The sequence below is a fragment of the Beijerinckiaceae bacterium genome, from assembly GCA_004564215.1.
Lineage (GTDB): Bacteria > Pseudomonadota > Alphaproteobacteria > Rhizobiales > Beijerinckiaceae > Methylocapsa.
On sequence record CP024846.1, the window covers coordinates 2,105,064 to 2,123,460 of the forward strand.

General features: G+C 60.4%; 19 protein-coding genes. 6 read left to right on the plus strand and 13 right to left on the minus strand.

All coding sequences use genetic code 11. The features are described from left to right. Positions 1 to 15 precede the first annotated feature (15 nt). The 3 genes from ubiB to CU048_09850 all read right to left on the minus strand — a co-directional run bounded on the left by ubiB (position 16) and on the right by CU048_09850 (position 3,185). Positions 16 to 1,602, minus strand: a complete 1,587-nt coding sequence (gene ubiB, locus CU048_09840) for a 2-polyprenylphenol 6-hydroxylase (protein QBR71527.1) — start codon at positions 1,600 to 1,602, stop codon at positions 16 to 18. Positions 1,603 to 1,704: 102 nt separating this feature from the next. After that, positions 1,705 to 2,454, minus strand: a complete 750-nt coding sequence (locus CU048_09845) for a bifunctional demethylmenaquinone methyltransferase/2-methoxy-6-polyprenyl-1,4-benzoquinol methylase UbiE (protein QBR71528.1) — start codon at positions 2,452 to 2,454, stop codon at positions 1,705 to 1,707. A gap of 275 nt (positions 2,455 to 2,729) precedes the next feature. Beyond that, entirely contained in the window at positions 2,730 to 3,185 is a 456-nt protein-coding gene (locus CU048_09850) for a transcriptional repressor (protein ID QBR71529.1), read from the minus strand. A 300-nt stretch (positions 3,186 to 3,485) separates the two neighbouring features. On the opposite strand from CU048_09850, the gene CU048_09855 reads away from it, so the two are divergent. Beyond that, entirely contained in the window at positions 3,486 to 4,151 is a 666-nt protein-coding gene (locus CU048_09855; protein ID QBR71530.1) for a fatty acid hydroxylase, read from the plus strand. Between the two features lie 13 nt (positions 4,152 to 4,164). Here CU048_09855 and CU048_09860 read toward each other — a convergent pair whose 3' ends face one another. Continuing rightward, positions 4,165 to 5,322 (minus strand): ceramide glucosyltransferase, encoded by a 1,158-nt coding sequence (locus CU048_09860; GenBank protein QBR72828.1) that lies wholly within the window; start codon positions 5,320 to 5,322, stop codon positions 4,165 to 4,167. Between the two features lie 109 nt (positions 5,323 to 5,431). Next, positions 5,432 to 6,154, minus strand: a complete 723-nt coding sequence (locus CU048_09865) for a superoxide dismutase (GenBank protein QBR71531.1) — start codon at positions 6,152 to 6,154, stop codon at positions 5,432 to 5,434. 285 nt (positions 6,155 to 6,439) lie between these two features. Between CU048_09865 and CU048_09870 the strand changes: the two genes are divergently transcribed. Further along, on the plus strand, positions 6,440 to 7,312 hold the full coding sequence (locus CU048_09870) for a DNA-formamidopyrimidine glycosylase (protein QBR71532.1): 873 nt from the start codon (positions 6,440 to 6,442) through the stop codon (positions 7,310 to 7,312). 21 nt (positions 7,313 to 7,333) lie between these two features. Here CU048_09870 and CU048_09875 read toward each other — a convergent pair whose 3' ends face one another. Further along, entirely contained in the window at positions 7,334 to 8,086 is a 753-nt protein-coding gene (locus CU048_09875) for a L,D-transpeptidase (protein ID QBR71533.1), read from the minus strand. Positions 8,087 to 8,439: 353 nt separating this feature from the next. On the opposite strand from CU048_09875, the gene CU048_09880 reads away from it, so the two are divergent. After that, entirely contained in the window at positions 8,440 to 8,892 is a 453-nt protein-coding gene (locus CU048_09880) for a PadR family transcriptional regulator (protein ID QBR72829.1), read from the plus strand. Between the two features lie 27 nt (positions 8,893 to 8,919). Here CU048_09880 and CU048_09885 read toward each other — a convergent pair whose 3' ends face one another. Beyond that, entirely contained in the window at positions 8,920 to 9,516 is a 597-nt protein-coding gene (locus CU048_09885; GenBank protein QBR71534.1) for a DUF2239 domain-containing protein, read from the minus strand. A gap of 255 nt (positions 9,517 to 9,771) precedes the next feature. Between CU048_09885 and coaBC the strand changes: the two genes are divergently transcribed. Genes coaBC through CU048_09900 form a run of 3 tightly spaced genes read left to right on the plus strand, consistent with a single transcriptional unit; the run spans position 9,772 to position 11,965 of the window. Beyond that, positions 9,772 to 11,034, plus strand: coding sequence for a bifunctional phosphopantothenoylcysteine decarboxylase/phosphopantothenate--cysteine ligase CoaBC (gene coaBC / locus CU048_09890; protein ID QBR71535.1), 1,263 nt, complete (start codon positions 9,772 to 9,774; stop codon positions 11,032 to 11,034). A gap of 17 nt (positions 11,035 to 11,051) precedes the next feature. Further along, positions 11,052 to 11,519 carry a dUTP diphosphatase gene (locus CU048_09895; protein ID QBR72830.1) on the plus strand — a complete coding sequence of 156 codons (468 nt, stop codon included), beginning with the start codon at positions 11,052 to 11,054 and terminating at the stop codon, positions 11,517 to 11,519. Continuing rightward, positions 11,516 to 11,965, plus strand: coding sequence for an Rrf2 family transcriptional regulator (locus tag CU048_09900; GenBank protein QBR71536.1), 450 nt, complete (start codon positions 11,516 to 11,518; stop codon positions 11,963 to 11,965). The genes CU048_09895 and CU048_09900 overlap by 4 nt, the downstream gene beginning before the upstream one ends. A gap of 29 nt (positions 11,966 to 11,994) precedes the next feature. Here CU048_09900 and CU048_09905 read toward each other — a convergent pair whose 3' ends face one another. The 6 genes from CU048_09905 to CU048_09930 form a co-directional block, all read right to left on the minus strand. Beyond that, positions 11,995 to 12,261 (minus strand): DUF1150 domain-containing protein, encoded by a 267-nt coding sequence (locus tag CU048_09905; protein ID QBR71537.1) that lies wholly within the window; start codon positions 12,259 to 12,261, stop codon positions 11,995 to 11,997. Positions 12,262 to 12,589: 328 nt separating this feature from the next. Beyond that, entirely contained in the window at positions 12,590 to 14,101 is a 1,512-nt protein-coding gene (locus CU048_09910) for a CarD family transcriptional regulator (GenBank protein ID QBR71538.1), read from the minus strand. A 423-nt stretch (positions 14,102 to 14,524) separates the two neighbouring features. Continuing rightward, positions 14,525 to 14,863, minus strand: a complete 339-nt coding sequence (locus CU048_09915; protein QBR72831.1) for a ferredoxin — start codon at positions 14,861 to 14,863, stop codon at positions 14,525 to 14,527. A gap of 247 nt (positions 14,864 to 15,110) precedes the next feature. Next, positions 15,111 to 15,386: an RNA-binding protein gene (locus CU048_09920; protein QBR71539.1), complete on the minus strand. Its 276-nt coding sequence runs from the start codon at positions 15,384 to 15,386 to the stop codon at positions 15,111 to 15,113. 54 nt (positions 15,387 to 15,440) lie between these two features. Then, the gene (locus CU048_09925) at positions 15,441 to 16,619 is read right to left on the minus strand and encodes a GTP-binding protein (GenBank protein QBR71540.1); all 1,179 of its coding nucleotides are present in this window, start codon (positions 16,617 to 16,619) and stop codon (positions 15,441 to 15,443) included. Positions 16,620 to 16,655: 36 nt separating this feature from the next. Next, positions 16,656 to 18,242 (minus strand): D-alanyl-D-alanine carboxypeptidase, encoded by a 1,587-nt coding sequence (locus CU048_09930; GenBank protein QBR71541.1) that lies wholly within the window; start codon positions 18,240 to 18,242, stop codon positions 16,656 to 16,658. Between the last annotated feature and the right edge of the window lie 155 nt (positions 18,243 to 18,397).

Consider the following 18,397-nt stretch of genomic DNA (forward strand, 5'->3'; position numbering starts at 1 on the left):
CGACGAAGGTTAAACTCAGCGGAACAGTAGCAGCAGGCCGATCGCGGCGATCAGCCAAAGAGCGATGTGGCCCCAGCGTGCACCGCGCGCTTCCGCCTTGCCGATTTTGTCGATCACTGAATCGGAGAGTTCAAAGCCGTTTTCGGCCATGCGCTCGAGCTGATTGACGATATTCTCGCCCCGCACAAGAACCGAGGGCAGATTGACCGCAAACCGCCCGAGCGTCGAGGCGGCGCGGCTGGCGTCCTGCAGTTTGCCGACCGGACCAAGATTCTGTTCGATCCAGGCGCCGACGACCGGCTCGGAGGTCGACCACATATCGAGCTTGGGATCGAGCGTGCGCCCGACGCCTTCAACCACCACCATGGTCTTCTGCAACAGCACCAGTTCGATCCGCGTCTTCATGTCGAACAGCGCGGTGATCTCGAAGAGGAGGGTGAGGAGTTTCGCCATCGAGATCTGATCGGCGGTCCGCGAATGGATCGGTTCGCCGATGGCCCGGATGGCTTGCGCGAAATCCTCGACCTTGTGGATGCGCGGGACGTAGCCCGCCTCGAAATGCACCTCGGCGACTCGGCGGTAATCTCGCTTGATGAAGCCATAAAGGATTTCAGCCAGGAAACGCCGCTCGTTTAGGCCGAGCCGGCCCATGATGCCAAAATCGACCGCCGCGAGACGGCCTTGCGCGTCGACGAACAGATTTCCCTGGTGCATGTCGGCATGGAAGAATCCGTCTCGCATCGCATGGCGCAGGAACGATTGAATGACGTTGCGGCCAAGATCCTGCAGATCGAACCCTTTGTGGGCGAGCGCCTTGACGTCGGAGAGGGGCGTGCCATCGATCCATTCGAGCGTCAGCACCTCTTTCGTGGTCCGGTCCCAATCGATATAAGGCACACGGAAATCGGTGTCTTTGGCGACGTTCTCGGCGAATTCCGATGCAGCCGCCGCTTCGAGGCGGAAGTCGATTTCCATTTTGACGCTGCGCGCCAGCGTGTCGACCACTTCGACCGGCTTGAGCCGGCGGGCGTCGTCGAGCCAGCGTTCCGCCATTCGCGCCGCGAAATACATGTCGCCGAGATCGCGCCTGAAAAGCCGCTCCACGCCCGGACGCAATATTTTGACGGCGACATCGCGCTCGCCCTCGGAATCTCGGACCCGTGCCCGGTGGACCTGGGCAATCGAGGCGGCGGCGACGGGCTCTCCAAAGCTGATGAAAATACGATCGAGCGGCCGGTTGAACGCGGTCTCGATGGTGGCGATTGCAACATCGCGCGGGAACGGAGCCATCCGGTCCTGCAGGAGCTCGAGATACCCCACGACGGCGGTGCCCACCACATCGGGTCTTGTCGCCAGGAACTGGCCGAGCTTGACGTAGGATGGCCCCAGCTTGCTGATCGCGTCGGGGAGATTGGCGAGACCGCTCGCCGGTTTGCTTCCCTTTGACGCCCGGCTGGGCGCGGCGATGAGTTTCACCAGCGCCAGCGGCAGCCGCGCGGCGGGGGGCAAGATCGATGGATCGACGTCGTTAAACACGCCGGCCCGAGCCAGCACGAAACCTGCGCGCGCAAGGCGCACCACAGAACCAAAGGAAGAACGCAACCCCGCCGCCTTCCCTAAAGGGTGGCCTGACCCGAGCGACTCGGATCATGCTTCGAAATAGGTTTCTGGAAGGTGATCCGGCCCGATCGCGACCTGATCATGCTAGAGCTTCCAACCGGAGTGAATGGCGACAATCCCGCCAGAAAGCCTCGTAAACGAAGGCCGCTCAAATCCCGCCGCGCCGATCATGCTGCAGAAACGCTCGGCATCAGGAAAATGTGCGATCGATTCGACGAGGTAGCGATAAGGCTCGGCATCCCCGGCGACAAGCCGGCCGAGCAGCGGGATGACACGAAACGAATAGGCCTCGTAGACCCGGTCCAGAACCGGCAAGTCCACATTCGAAAATTCGAGGCATAAGAATTGGCCGCCGCGCCGGAGCACCCGGCGCGCTTCGGAAAGCGCTTTCTCGATGCGGGGGACGTTTCGAATTCCGAACGCAATCGTATAGGCGTCGAAGCTATTGTCGGCGAAAGGCAAATCCTCGGCATTTGCTTCGACAAAATCCAGGCTTGCTTCGAACCTCCGCTTGGCGGCGCGCCGGCGCCCTTCCTCCAGCATGTCGGCATTGATATCGAGCACGACGATCTCGGTCAGCGCCGAGCCGGCCCGCGCCACCCGGAAGGCGATGTCGCCGGTCCCGCCGGCCACATCGAGGTGGCGGAAATGCATGGTCTTGGACGGCTTGACCCTTGCGACAAAAATATCTTTCCAGATCCGGTGGAGACCAGCCGACATCAGATCGTTCATGATGTCGTAGCGGGATGCGACCTTGTGAAAAACCTGATCGACCCGAGCTTGCTTGTCTTGCAGCGGCACGCGGGAAAAACCGAAATGCGTTTCTTCAGCCATGAGTTTGGGTTCTTGTCGCCAAGCAGTCGCAGGGGTCACGGATTGAATCGGGGGACCATAGCGCGCGGCGCACGTCATGGCTATGGAGGGGAACTCCAGGTCCTTCTGCCTTTGGAGGCAATCGGAAAACCGGAGCTTTGCCTTGCGGGCCGCAGACGGAAGGGATCGCGGATCAGTCTTGGCATCGGGGATTGGCGAGGGACAGGCTTAGAACCGGGAGCTCCCGAATGCGGGCGTGGGCTGCCTCAAATCTACGCCCCCTGCGCGGCGGACCCTCAGATGCTGGTCTTGCGGCGGAGCCGGACGACCACATCCACCTTGACGATTTCATAGCCTTCCGGCGGGGTCACGTTCCCGGCGAACTGCATGCCTTCGAGCTTAATGTCCTCGATTTCGCCAGTTTCTTCGAAATAGAAATGACTATGATCACTTGTATTGGTATCGAAAACCGTCTTGGTCCCTTCGATCGCCAAACCGCGCACGATCCCTACGTCAGCGAATAGATTGAGTACATTATAGACAGTCGCCAGGGAGGCGGGCATTTTTAAAGCATTGGCTTCTGCCGCCAAAGCATCAGCTGTCACATGCCTGTTGCCTTTACAGAATAAAAGCTTCGCCAGACCGAGACGCTGCCTGGTCGCTCGCAGGCCGTAAGCTTCCAGAAGTGCTCTATGCTGCTGATTTACCGGCAGCGAACCTTTGGCAACCTCTTCATGCGGGAACCGTGACATAAGCCTGCGCTTTCTAAAAGTGCCTCGCCATCAGCCTGCGCGCGTCGCCTAGGGCGCCAATCCTTGCGCGGCCAACTATCCGTCTGATGCTCAAGTTAGCATTATTATAACGAGCTAGTGATTTATTCAACGTCTTTCCCACGGGGATGGGCGACGAAACCTTGACGCGAGCTTCCGGCGGCTTCATGCATGAGGGTGGCGACCAAAATATATACGCAGTCAATTCGGGTTGCCTGGGCCTGCACGTGGCGCGCTAGTGGGGCGACCAAAAGGGCTGCAAATCAACGAGGTTTGTCAGAAATGACGCCCAAGCCAAACGATTCTTCATCTCGCGTTGCAACAGAGGCGGCGTCCTTGTGCGCCTCGCCGCGGCTTTTTGAAAATCCCGTGCTAGACAAATTGTCGCGCGTCCACTGGTCGATGCCGCTTTTTATCTATCTGCCCTTTGTTGCCTTGCTCGCTTTCTTGAGCTTTCGCGCCTTCGATGTTTGGCTCGTTCTGGCTGCCACGGCGCTTGGTTATTTCATCTGGACCTTGATCGAATATTTCGGTCATCGCTATCTCTTTCACTACGAATTTCCCGGCCGCTTCGGAGCCCGGATCCATTTCTTGATTCACGGGGTGCATCACGTGCATCCCAATGATCCGCTGCGCCTCGTGATGCCGGCCTTGCTCAGCGGTCCGATCATGCTGATCGCCCTTGCCGTCGTGCGGCTGCTGTTCGGTCTGCCGTTTGGCTACCCGGTTTTGATGGGCTTTATCCTCGGCTATCTCGCCTATGACATGGTTCACTATTACGTGCATCATGGCGAGCCGAAGAGCCGCCTGGGGCTGACCTTGCGGCGGCTCCATATGCTGCATCATTTCCGCGATCCGACGCGTGGCTTTGGAGTGAGCGTCCCCTGGTGGGATTATGTTTTCAAGACGGCTTTTATCAAGATCGAGCGCGGCGGCGTCGACGCCTGAGCGTTGATCTGCGTTATCCCCGCGTTTCATCCAATGCGCCCTTGCGCGCATCGAAACGGATCTTTGCCCACACGACGTCATGCGTCGTAAAGGCCCGCAGCCACGACGTCAGCGCCAGGATTTCGCGGCCGAGAAAAGCCAATGGCGACCAGATCGAAACTTCCCAGCCCTTACATAAGGAAAAAGCGGTTTCCGCCGCAAACCAACCGAGCAAGGTACAGGCGAATAGCAGCCACGCGGAAATGCCAAGCAGCGGCGCCGCGAGTGCGCCAGCCAATGCGGCGGGCAGCGGGCTAGCCAGCGGTTCCAGGGGAAAAGTAAGGCGTTCGTTGGTTCTTCTGATCACGCTCCAACGCAGCTGGCGCCCATAAATCTCCGCCAGACTTCGCACGCCGATTTCCTGGGCAACGGTTCGATGCGCGAACATTGTTTTCAGGCCGAGCCGCGCCAGGTTTTGCGAGAGGGCGGTATCTTCCGAGAGCGTCGTGCTCAAGGCGGCGATGCCGCCCGATTTGGCCAGATCGCTGCGTTTGAACACCATGACCTTGCCGACCCCGAACCCAATGCCCAGAGTTGAAGCGGTGAGGAGGAGCCGCGCGTGGCCGTTGATCAAATAGGCTTCGACGCGTCCCGCGAAAGTTTCGGGGCGAACCGCGACCGGCACGGCGACGACGAGGCCGACACCCTTGACAAAGTTTTGCACGAAGGCCGCCATCGTATCCGGATCGAGCGTGATGTTCGAATCCTTCGTGAATACGAGATCGTATTCGGCCTCGGCGAGCGGCGCGGCAAGATTATTGAGCTTTGGGCTCACTGCCGCTTCACTGGCGGAGTGCAAGATGCGGCAGGGGCGCTCGGGAAAGGCGCTCGCGATTTGGCGCGCGGCATCGAGCGCCGGAGAACTTTGCTCGGCGGCGCTGATCAGCACCTCGTAATTTGTATAGTTTTGACGAAACATCGAGGCTTGCGCGGTCTCGAAGCCGGGGTCGAGCAGCTTGATCGGGATGATCGCCGAGACGGGAGGCGGATCCGTCTGCGGGACTTGTCCCTTCAGACAGCGGCGGCGCTGCACGAAGGGCTGCAGCAGGCCGCAGCAAAGAGTGATGCAGAACAGCGCGACGGCAAGGCTCCACCAGATCGCGCCGGCATAGGAAAGAAAGAGTGTCACGATGATCCAAATCGCCAAGAGCTGTAAACTTTGCGCGAATGAGCCAAAAACTTCGGCGAATTAAAGATGGCACGCCGGCCGGCGCTCGGGATCTGGACGCTCCTACCTTCGATCATGCCGGGGGCTTGGCAAAATTCGCCGCCGCCTTGTCCCAATTGACGGTATTCCACCAGGCGGTGAGATAATCGGCGCGCTTGTTCTGATATTTGAGATAATAGGCGTGTTCCCAAACATCGACACCCAGAACGACGCGCTGGACGCCCTGCTCCAGCGGCGTGTCCTGATTGGGCGTGGAGACAATATCGAGCGCGCCGTTTTTATCGACGATCAGCCATGCCCACCCGGAGCCGAAACGCGACAATCCGGCGGCGTTGACCTGCTCGGCGAGCTTGGCGGGCGAGCCGAATGTCGTGTCGATCGCTGATTTGAGTTCACCTGCCGGCTGCTTCGCGCCGCCCGTCGTCATCAGCTCCCAAAAGAACGAGTGGTTCCAGTGGCCGCCCAAATTATTGCGGACTGGCGCACGCAATGTTTCAGGCACATCGGCAAGATTGGAAAGAGTCCAGGTTACAGGCTTTGCGGCAAGGTCCGGATATTTGCCGACGAGCCCATTCAAAGCGGCGACATAAGCTCCGTGATGACGATCATGGTGAATCATCATGGTGGTCGCGTCGATATAGGGCTCGAGCGCGCCGAACTCATATCCAAGCGTTGGCACTTTGAACGCGGCTTCTGGCTCCGCGTGCGCGGCGGAGACAAGGCCCTGCTTTGCACCAGCCGCCAAGGAGGCGCCGAGCGCCAACGTCCACTTTAAGCTGTCGCGTCGTGAGAACATGAGATTTCCTCCTGAAATAGGGGCGTGCCGATGCCCGCTCGATGGAAGCATTGATCACGCCCTGGCGCTACGAAGGATAACGCGGGCCATGGAGAGAAGCCGACATCTCCTGATGGCCGGCGCCATGCTGCACGCTTCCGGGTCCGCAAGCAAGTCGCGACCATTTCCGGCTTAGGGACCGGAAACGGCTGAAACTTACTGGCAAAAATAACGAAAGACCCGCATATACGGACTGATTCCACGAGCAAAAGGGCAGGTTTCCAGCCCCGAGCGAGGACCCGTAAGGTGCCCGAACTGCCTGAAGTCGAAACCGTTCGCCGAGGTCTTGAACCGGCCATGGTTGGCGCACGACTCGAGAGCGTCGATCAGAGGCGGCCGGATCTGCGGTTTCCCTTTCCGGAGCGGTTTGCCGAGCGACTGACCGGCCGGCGTGTCGAGGCGCTCCGCCGCCGGGCAAAATATCTGCTCGCCGATCTCGACGGCGCGGAGGTGCTTGTCATGCATCTTGGCATGTCGGGATCGTTTCGCATCGAGCAAAACGGCCAGCACGGGCCGGCGCCCGGGGTCGCGGCCAAAAATTCCGCGCATGATCATGTCGCCTTCGATCTCTCGAATGGCGCGCGAATCATCTACAACGACCCCCGCCGTTTTGGCTTCATGCAATTGATTCCCTATCCCGATGTCGCAACGCATCCGCTGTTTCGGAACATCGGAATAGAGCCGCTGGGCAATGAATTTAGCGGCGAGTCCTTGGCGGCTCTGTTCGCCGGCAAGACAACATCGCTGAAATCGGCGCTCCTCGATCAAACCTTGATCGCGGGTCTTGGCAATATCTATGTGTGTGAGGCTCTCTATCGCGCCGGACTGTCGCCGCGCCGGGCCGCAGCCAGTCTTGTCCGCAAGGATGGCACGCCGAATAGACGCGCAAATCTTCTCGCCAGCGTCATTCGGGATGTTCTCAACGAGGCGGTGGCGGCGGGCGGCTCGTCGTTGCGCGATCATCGCCAGGCCGACGGGGCGCTCGGCTATTTCCAGCATAATTTCCGGGTATACGGGCGGGACCGAGAGCCTTGCGTCCGCCCGGATTGCGGTGGGACCGTGCAACGGTTCACACAGTCAGGCCGCGCCACCTTTTATTGCGGCGCCTGCCAGAGGTAATACCTGGGCGACCGCCTCAGCTCAGACGCGCGCGACCTTGGCCGCTCCCGCGGAGCCAAGCACCACGACGCGCGTGCCGACGGGTGTCTTCTGGTAGAGATCGATCACGTCCTGGTTGATCATCCGAATGCAGCCGGATGAGACGCTCTGCCCGATGGTCCAGGGCTCGACCGTGCCATGGATACGAAAATATGTGTCTTTGTTTCCTTGCCAAAGATACATGGCGCGGGCGCCGAGCGGATTTCTTTCCCCGCCATGCATGCCGATCCCGCTTTGCAGCTGGCTCAACTGCTTTTTGAGCTCGGGCTTGCGCTGGATCATCTCCTTGGGCGGATACCAGTCGGGCCATTCCTGCTTGCTCTTGATCGTTGCGTCCCCGGCCCAGACGAAACCCTCGCGGCCGACCCCGACGCCGTAGCGGGTGGCCCGGCCACCTTCCTCCACATGGTAGAGATAATGATTGGCGGGATCGACGACGATCGTGCCCGGCGCTTCCTTGGTGTCATAGCTGACACTTTTGCGCAGATAGGCGGAATCGATCTGCGCCAATTTGATCGCGGGAACGTCGTGGGGCTCGCCGGTCACCTCGCCATAGACCGAACTATACTGTGGCGAGATGCTATCCGCCACGCCGGGATGGGCGGGCGAAGGCGGCGGTACAACCGCGGCGGCATTGATGGCGGGATTGGGATTGGAGCTGACACATCCGGCGAGGCCGGCTGCAGCGGAGGCAGAAGCCCCGGCGATTATTGAGCGGCGAGTCAAAAAGGACATTTTCGCACCAGATCAAGGACGGGATTTGCAATGTCCTATTTTTGTAAATGAGAAATATGGCCTGCGATATGACCGATATGTCACGGTCGCGGGTTTTGTTTGTCTGGATTGAGGCAAAGCGTTTCCGAGCGCCATGGAAACGCAAGGCGATGGCCTCATGGCTTAAAATTCTTTTCTCGAGCCCTTGCATACATTGTATCTAGATATATCTAAGTCAGATATATCTGAGTTGTACTAGCAAGGAGTTTCCCATGCATTTTCATCATCGTTCCCATTCCTGCGCGCACGGCGAAGGAGCCGGCGGCGGCGGCCGGGGGCACCGACCGTTTGGCCTGTTCGGACCCCGCCGCCGCATGTTCGACCAGGGCGACCTCCGATTGGTCGTCCTGAAACTCATTAGCGAGAAGCCGTCGCATGGCTATGAAATCATCAAGGCTGTGGAGGATCGCCTCGGCGGGGCCTATTCACCCAGTCCTGGAATCATCTACCCGACCCTGACCCTGCTTGAGGAGCAAGGATTGATTCGCGTCGAGTCGACCGACGGGCCGCGCAAGCTTTATGCGGTGACCCCAGAGGGCGAGACGCTGCTGGAGCGCAACAGCGCCTTGGTTCAGGCGATCTTCAGCCGGATTGCGGAGATCAATGCCCGTCATGGCGGCGGACCCGCGCCGCAAATTGTACGGGCGATGGAGAACCTCAAACTCGCTTTGCGGCTGCGGCTTTCGCAGGGCCCGCTCGGCGCCGAGCAGATCGCAAAAATCGCGACGATTCTCGACGAAGCCGCCAAAGGCGTGGAGGGGAGTTGAGGCGGATCGATGTTGCGCGCGTTCAGCTTAACCAGCCTGGGCGCGTGCATGATCGGCGTTGGGACCCGCGAGTTTGATGATGTGCTCACGAATATCGCTGGGCCAGGACGCGATAATCCTTTCCATGCGCGCCGGGTCGTCGGCAAAAAGCGCCCTCGCTGCATCTTCGAAGGCAGGAAGGTCGCCTGCCATCGTCGACATGAAGCGATAGACTCTCTCGCGTGTTTCTCGCTTGCTATCCTTTATGCTGTTGGCGCGCCGGGCCTCTTCAACGAGCTTGCGGAGTGCGACGGAAGCACCACCGGGCTGAGTGCTCAGCCAATCCCAGTGACGCGGCAGCAGCGTAACCTCGCGGGCGACCACGCCCAGCTTTGGGCGGCCTCTGCCGCGCGGTTCTTCAATCTCCCGACCAACCGGCGACAATCTTGCCAATATCGCATCGGCATTGCCCCGCAGATCGATATCGATGACCTGGCCGGTGGCGTCGTCGAAGATAAGGATCGGCACCGGCGCCCCCCTCCCAACCGCGTCTTTCACGGCGATGGCGACGTCACCGAGCGGACCCGACGAGAGGCGCCGATGACCTTCGAAGGCGGTGCACGGCTTGAGACGAGCGTCCTGCATAGGTGAGGCCCGATATCGCTACGGAAAGCCCCTATATATACCCGGATAGAAATTCGTCAATATTATCCGGGTAAAAATAGCGCAAATAAATGGCACGTTGGCGGAGTAAGCGTGCATATCCACATATTTTGCTCGCACGTCGAAAACCCCAAATCCATGAGCAGCGAGACATTGCGGCCGCGGCTCAAATGGCAACGCCCTTTCAAATAAGGCCGACCGGCGGTAGCAATCTCCACCAAGGAAGGTTCGGGCGTCATGAACGCGATTTCGGGAAAACGCATTCTCCTCATCATAGGCGGCGGCATCGCGGCCTATAAAGCGCTTGAACTTATCCGCCGCCTGCGCGAGCGCGGGGTGTTTGTCCGTGCGGTGATGACGGAGGCGGCCAAGCATTTTGTCAGCAAGCTCTCCGTCGAAAGCCTCGCAGGGACGAGGGTCTTTGACGATCTCTTCGCGCTGACCGAGGACGCGGCGATGGGGCACATCGAATTGTCCCGCGACGCGGACCTTCTGGTAGTGGCGCCGGCAACGGCGGACCTGCTCGCCAAGATGGCGCACGGCCTAGCCAATGACCTCGCCTCTACCGTTTTGCTCGCCACCGACAAAAAAATCCTGGTCGCGCCAGCCATGAACGTGCGGATGTGGCTACACCCCGCGACGCGACGAAACACTGCAATTCTGGAAGGCGATGGGGTGATCTTTTGCGGCCCCGAGGATGGCGACATGGCCTGCGGCGAATTTGGGCCCGGCCGAATGAGCGAGCCGCATGAAATCATCGCTTCGATCGAGCAAGCCTTGGCCGGCGACACGAGCTTTCCATTGCCTGAAAAGCTGGAACGGCCTCACGGCGCAGCGGCCGCGCTCGCCGGCAAGAGGGTGATCGTAACGTCGGGGCCGACCCATGAGCCGATCGACCCAGTCCGCTACATCGCCAATCGATCGTCGGGCAAGCAGGGTCATGCGATCGCTAGCGCCGCCGCCGCTGCCGGTGCCGATGTCGTTCTGGTCACCGGCCCCGTATCGCTGAGCGATCCTCCGGGCGTGGAAACCATTCGCGTGGAGACGGCGAAGGAAATGTTGGAGCGCGTGGAAGCGGCGCTGCCCGCGGATATCTTCATCGGGGTCGCGGCGGTTGCCGATTGGCGGACCGATGAAATCGCCGCCGAAAAGATCAAAAAACATCCCGCCCAAACGACGCATCTCAAGCTGGTCGAGAATCCCGATATTTTGGCCACGATCGGGCGGCGGACGAAGGATCGGCCTTCGCTTGTCGTTGGCTTTGCGGCTGAGACCGAAGAGCTGAACGGAAACGCGATCGCGAAACTCACCACCAAGAATTGCGATATGATCGTCGCCAATGATGTAAGCCACGCTTTGGGTGTCTTTGGCGGGGAGACGAACAAGGTGCTTGTGTTGACTCACGATGGCAAAGAGTCCTGGCCCTCGATGACCAAACACGAGGTTGCGGCTCGCCTCATTGCACGACTTGGCAAGATTTTGTCTGGAGCGGCGAAATGACGGCCTCTCCCGCGGCCATTCGGGTCGGATTGAAACGGTTGCAACACGGCGAGGGCCTGCCCTTGCCAGCCTACCAGACGCCGGGGGCGGCGGGCCTCGATCTTCTCGCCGCTTTGCCGGCGGGAACGACGATCGTGCTTGAACCGGGCGGCCGACATCTGGTTCCGACCGGAATTGCGCTGGATATTCCTCAAGGTCACGAAGGCCAGGTGCGGCCGCGCTCGGGGCTTGCCCGCGATCATGGCGTTACGGTCTTGAATGCGCCGGGGACGATCGACTGCGATTATCGGGGCGAGGTCGGAGTTCTCCTGATCAATCTAGGCGATGAGCCCTTTGAGATTGTCAGGGGAGCACGGATCGCCCAGCTTGTCATTGCGCCGCTTACGCGGGCTCTTCTCGTCGAACACGAAGACTTGCCGACGAGCCCGCGCGCAAGCCGCGGCTTTGGATCGACAGGACGCTTCAGCGAGGAGAATGGGCCGTGATCTTGCTCTCCCGCCGTGGCTACCTCGCGATTGCGGCGGTTGTTGATATTGCCATTCATGCACGTCCGCTGCCGGTTGCCGCAAAGGCCTTGGCGACGCGGCTCAAATTGCCACCGCGCCGTTTGGAAACCCTGCTCCAAGGCTTGGTTCGTGCGAATATTTTGAAGGGCGTGAGAGGGCCTCACGGCGGCTATGAATTGGCGCGCGAACGCCGCCGGATTACCGTGGCGTCAGTTCTGCACGCGGTGGCGAGCGCGGGTGCCGGCGATCCGGGTGCGGTCACGGACTGTCGTCTTGTTGAGCAGGTGGTTGTGCCACTCGTGGAAGCCGCAGGTAAGGCTTTTTTGGATGAACTCGAAACCATCACCATTGACGACATTTGCCGGCGCGCGGAAGATCTGAAGCTGGGCGAAGAAAAAGGCCCCGGTTCCGACTTCGCAATCTAACGCTCGTTTTTGCGAAGCCTAAAATCGGATCAGTGCAAGCTGACCATTTCCAATTCCTGGCTCATCGCATTGGCGACCGCGGCGTCGCGCGAATCGGTGACGATGATCGGGGTGCCGTCGGCTGCGAGCAAAGCAAAAAGCTGCAGTCCGGGCTGGATCGCTGGCGCCGCCGGGAAAAGCCGGCTTACATCTTCCGAGCGGATCGGTTTTAGATAGGCGACGCGACCGCCGCCGAGGCTTGCCAGCTGTTCATTGGTTAACAGGGGGGCAGACTCAGATTTGTTGGCGTTTAACATCTAACCATCTCCTCGTGTGCGGTCTCGCAGAGACCCGCTTTCAGGCGAACCGTCCGCCGCACCGCATGATGCTGATCTTTGTACCTCGTTCGTCTTCCCCAGAGGGACGGTAACAACAGAACGCTCAAGCAATGCACGCGCCAAGACCTTTCGGTCTGATTAACGGGGACCCACTCTGGCATCCCGCGGCCATTCGCTTATGCTCGATATGGACACAATCTCCATTATTTCAAGATCGTTGCAAACGGCCTCCGCAGCCCGGCTGACGCCTTGGCCAGATCAAAAAAAACCCGGCGGAGCGCCGGGTTTTTGTTTCTTCAGAGGGCGTTCATGCCGCCTCTTCAATCTCGGCCTCATCGGCTTCGAGCTCTTCACTCTTGCCGCGGCGCGGGCCTTTTTGCAGCTGGGCTTCGATGATCTTCAAAGACTCTGTCTCGGTCAGCTTCTGCACCACAATGATCTCGCGGGCCATGCGATCGAGCGCTGCCTCGTAGAGCTGCCGTTCGGAGTAGGATTGCTCGGGTTGCGCATCCGAACGATAGAGATCGCGCACCACTTCGGCGATCGCGTTCAGATCGCCAGAATTGATCTTTGCCTCATATTCCTGCGCACGCCGCGACCACATGGTCCGTTTCACGCGCGCCCGGCCGGTTAAGGTCTCGAGCGCCGATTTGACAACGCCGGCATCGGAGAGTTTGCGCATTCCGACACTCGCCACCTTGGGCAACGGAACCTTAAGGATCATCTTATCCTTGATAAAGCTGATCACGAACAGCTCGAGCTTGAAGCCCGCGACCTCTTGCTCCTCGATCGCGATGATCTGGCCGACGCCGTGGGTCGGATAGACCACGAATTCATTCGGCCTGAATAAGGGCTTGGCCGGAGACGTGGCTTTGACAGGCTTCGCCGGGGCGACGCCGGGCTTGAACTCCGTTGGGCTTGCGTGGGCGGCGATCGAGGTCACGGGCTCGGCCGGCCGCAGCTCGATCGAGGGCGCGACGGCGGTCACTGCTGCGGTTTTGCCGGCGGCAGGCCTTGGAACGCTCTTGGCGGCAGGCTGCGCCGTGACATTACGGGCCGCATCCCTGGCGACATTGGTCTTCGCAGCTTCAATAGAAAAGTCTGCGGGTATTTTCTTTTCAGGTTTCTTGGTCACCGCTGTCCGATCATTCGTTTCTGGAGAGAGATTCGAAGAAATAACGGGCGGGCGGGCGGTTGACGCCGCGGCCGCTCGTTTCCGCGCCTCGGTAAGACGCGCAACATTTTGTTTCAGGGCCGCAGCCGAAATCGCGGCGGCGGTCTTGCCGGCCGCTGACGCTTCCGGCGCGCGGCGTGCTTCGGTCGCCTTGGTCACGGCGGGCTTCGCGGGCTGGCTGGAATGCCCTTTGGCAGGTGATGCCTTATGTGCCACCTGCGGCCGTGCTGCCGCTTTGCGCGCGGGGGCCTGACTCGCCGGCCGCGCAGCTTTGACCGTTTTTGCAGCCGAGCGGGCGGATGCGGCCCGAGACGAGCCGGCGGTTTTTCCGCGAGCCGTCGTAGCCCCGCGGCGAGCCTCGGAATTTCCCCGGGCCGGGGCGGTCTTCACGGCAGATAGCTTTTTCTTGGCCGCTGGCTTTTTAGGCGCAGCCGCGGACTTTCCGCGGGACTTGGCGGCGGTCGTTTTTTGTGTCTTCACTTTGCTCGCACTCTTTCGAGCGGCCAGAGCCCGCGCGGCCGCGGCTGCCTTTTTGGCTTTCAATTCGGCAGCGCTCTTGGACGCTTTTGTCTTAAGATTTCGCGTTCCGGCTTTCTTGACCTGCTTTGTCTTGGACGATTTCACGGTCTTTTTGACAGACGCCATAACCAGCGCGCTCCTTTTTCCTGCCCCGCTTTGGAGACGGGACGGCTATTAACGGCGGACGAACCCTCCGCCGTTCGGAAACTCTACATTTTCGGCCCTGGAGAGGCGCGAAGCGGGATGCTCCTAAACCATGATCATCCGTCTAAGACGGGACTGGACAGTAGAAAACGAGGCATTATCCAAGCGCCGTCAGACATTTGCCCTGGCGCCGAGAAGCCTCCAAGACCCGGATGACACAGACAGTCGCATACTTCCGAGTATGTCGACTGATATGAAACAGTATGGCACGAAAATGTGTGAAAATCAAAAGATATGCGCCATGGGGGTGTCATGAAACCCCGCTGGCCGCATTTGTCCCCAAATTTTGGCGATTTATGGCCCTACTTCACCTTACGCTCGAGCTAAGCCGAGAAGGTGGCGGCCTCAGTCACCTTGTCCCGGATTGGCGGAAAAATAAGCATCCAATTTGCCGGGCTTGCCGTCGAAAGCTTTGGCATCAGGGGGCGGGTCGCGCTTAATTGTCACATTTGGCCAGGACTGGGCCATATCGGCATTGAGAGTCAGCCATTTCTCAAGCCCCGGTTCGGTGTCCGGCTTGATTGCCTCGGCGGGGCATTCCGGTTCGCAAACACCGCAATCGATACATTCGTCCGGATGGATCACCAGCATGTTCTCGCCCTCGTAGAAGCAATCTACCGGGCAAACCTCGACGCAATCCATATACTTGCACTTTATACAATTCTCGACGACGACATAGGTCATGATCATCTTCCTTCGCGGCGCCGGCCGCGACGCCAATAGCTTACAGTCCTGCAACGGTTTTGGAATCCGCCGAAACGACCGCGGCGCCTGAGCGCATGCCGAGGTAAAAGCTCGGGCTATCCCTGAAGCGGTTGCTCTAACGTTTTTGATCCATTTCAGCAAGGATCCACTTCGGAGCGACGAGAGTTCGGGCTCTCTCAGTGAGATCGGCTTCGAGCCTGCCCATAACGCGGTCAAAACTGCGAGATCAGCTCTGCGAGCGCGACGTCAAATCTTCAAACAAAAGGGAGGCCTCGGGAAAACCACCCCGATGCGTTCCTGGCGCCAGAATCTTCAGCACCCGAACCTGACGCTCCAGCGCAATCGTTAGGACATCGCCCGGTTGAACCGGCTTGGCGGGGGTTTCGACCCGGCGCGCGTTGAGGCGAACGTGACCTTCGGCGACCAGGCGGGCCGCAAGGCTCCGCGAGCTGGCGACGCGGGCGAACCATAGCCATTTGTCAAGCCGTTGGCGGACTGCCATTCCTTCCTGGGCCTTGCTCCGTGTCCTTAATAGCTATCCATGGAACCGGCGATTTCAAGACAGCAAGCCGGCTCGCGATTGAACCAGAGGATTGGCCTTCAAAGCTGCAACATCCGGCGTGTCGGGCGCCGGCACACCGGTCAACGCGTTCCAGAGCCCTTCCACGAATGCTGTTTCCATATCGCGCAAAATGAAAACGATCCGGGTCGCGTGATCGCTGTCGGGCCATGCCGCAAGCCGAAGTGGCGGATGAAAGACATGCTGAACGCCCTGGATGACGACCGGCCGCAAGGGATCGTCGGTCAATGAAACGATCCCCTTCACCCGCAATAATTTTGGCCCGTGCGCCGTGCGCAGCAATTCGAGAAAGAGTTCGAGAGAGGCCGGCGGTAAAGGTGGCTCGTGCCGCAGGCAAAAGGCTTGGATGCGGGCGTCGTGGCGGTTGAGATCGTGGCTCTCCCGGTGTTCCTCCGGACCATCGTGATGATGGCCATGGCCGGCCTCCGTGCCGCCCGCTGCGAAGGCCTCCGCGTTCAGCCACCGGCTTACATCCGGAATTTTGCACGTCGGATCATAGGGACCGATGTCGAGCAGTTTCGCCGCCGTTGCCTCCCCCTGCGCGGCATCGAGGAGGGGCGCGCCCGGATTGAGGTCCGCGAGCCGTTCCCGCAGCGCTTGCAGGGCCGGAGCATCGACAGGGGCGAGGAGATCGGTCTTGCTAATGACCAGCCGGTCGGCCATGGCCGCCTGTTTCACCGCCTCTTCCCGCATGTCGAGCGTTGCGCTCCCGTTCACGGCATCCACCAAAGTGATGACCCCGTCGAGACGAAAGCGTAGCCTGAAATAGGGGTGCACCATGATCGTATGAAGGACGGGGGCAGGATCGGCGAGGCCGGTGGTTTCGATGATGACCCGTTCAAATGGAGCGATCCTGCCATTGTCGCGCCGACGCAGAATATCTTCCAAAGTTGCGATTAGATCGCCTCGGATCGAGCAACATAGACAGCCCGAGGTCATCACCAGCATGTCGCCGTCGATGCGTTCGACGAACAGATGGTCGAGGCCAATTTCGCCAAACTCATTGATGATGACCAGCGTGTCGGCGAGCGCCGGATCACGCAGCAATCGGTTGAGCAGACTCGTCTTTCCGCTCCCGAGAAACCCGGTGATGATGGTGAGCGGAAAGGGCGCGGGCGGTTTCCTTTGCAAAGCCTCTTCGTGAAGCTGGGTCATCCACGCCTCTCCGATCGTCCGGGCTCAATGAGCCGCTCACTCCTTGGCATGTTTCTCCGGCTTTTTCGCCTTCGCCTTTTCATGCGCGGATTTCTCGGAATGCGGGGCCGCCTTGGCTGCGGGCTGAGCCTTGCCGACGGCCTTCGCGGCGCTCCCGGATTGGCTTTTCGGTGCTTTTTTCTCAGCGGCGGCGGCCTTCGCGGGTGGTTTCTTTAAGGCTGCTTTATCCGCCGCGGCTTTGGTGTGCGCCTTCGTTGCTTTCTTGCCTTTGGCCGGAGCCTCCGACTCCTCCAAGTCGCGCTCCGCGCGGGCGACGTGATGGCGATGGCCGCCGTGAGTTGGCGCAGAAACAGGCTTCGCTGGTTTAGCCCGGGCCTTCATCGGCAGCGCCCGCGTATCGGGGGACAGCGGTGCGCCGGCTTCCTCGGTTTGCGTCGCCGTGACGGGCGCGAAGGCGCTAACCGTACCTGGCAGCGGTGGAGTGCCCAGGGGAGAATGAGGCGGACGCGCTTGCGCGACCAGGCCGCCATAGCTGGCCGGGGCGCCGACAAACACCGGCACCGGATTGAAGGAGGGACGCGGGACCAGGGCGATGCGGGGCGCCATGGGCGCCGGCCGGGAGAGGGCGTCCATCGTCGTCAAGACGAAATGGCCGGGCTTTGCGCCGGCTTGGGCATTCGGGCTGAGCAAGGGTGCCATCACTCGCTGCAAATCGGTGTTGAACTCGGCAACCGCCTTGCCGCGCTTGCGGCAGACCGATTGATGCAGATCCGGCGGGCCGGACTGCGAGGCCGCAGAGAGGTTCATCAGAGATCCGGATGGGCGGTCGATTCCGGCAAAGCCGCGATCGAACAGGGCCGCCGTCATGATGGTCCGCTGCTGGACATTGGGCGCGCCCAAAACCACTGCGATCAGTTTGCGGTTTCCTTGGGTGGCGCTCGCGACAAGGTTGAAACCGGCGGCGCAGGTGAAGCCGGTTTTCATCCCGTCCACGCCGGGATAGCGGCCAAGCATATTATTGTGGTTTTGAATGATGGCGCCGCCGAACCGCAGGGCGCCAATGCCAAACAGATTGGCATGCTCGGGAAAGGTCAGATACAGCGCCCGCGCAAGGATCGCCATGTCGCGGGCCGAGGAGATGTGCTGCGGGTCGGGCAGGCCGTTCGGGTTGACGAAGTGAGACTGGGTGAGGCCCAAGGAGCGCGCCGCGTCATTCATGTCTTCGGCGAAGGCTTCGACCGAGCCCGCAACGCCCTCGGCGATCACGACCGCGATGTCGTTGGCTGACTTCACCATCAGCATTTTCAAAGCATTATCCAGCGTCACCAAGGTGCCCGGCGGAAATTGCATCTTCGACGGCGGCATCGATGCGGCGCGGGCCGAGACGGTCAGCGGCGTATCGAGCGCAATCTTGTGATCGCGCACGGCGTTCAGCGCGACATAGACCGTCATCAATTTGGTCAGCGAGGCCGGATACCAGGGCTGGGTCGCATGATCCTCGTACAGAACCGCCCCGGACTCCAATTCAATAACAAGAGCGGGGGTGGCAGAGGCTCTTTCGGCGGCGCTTGTGCAAAGCGCGAACAAGCCCGTGATCAAGCCGGCGAGCCCGCGCATGATCATGCGGGCGTGCCGCCGATGGGGTTGGGCGGGAACCCTTCCTTGTGCTTCCGGGCAACGCAGTAGGCTTTGGCTCGAAGGGTTCATCTCTTCATCCCGGCCGAATCGAGGCAACCATAGTAGGAAAGCTGACACCCGACCCCGCTCCGCGCAAGCGG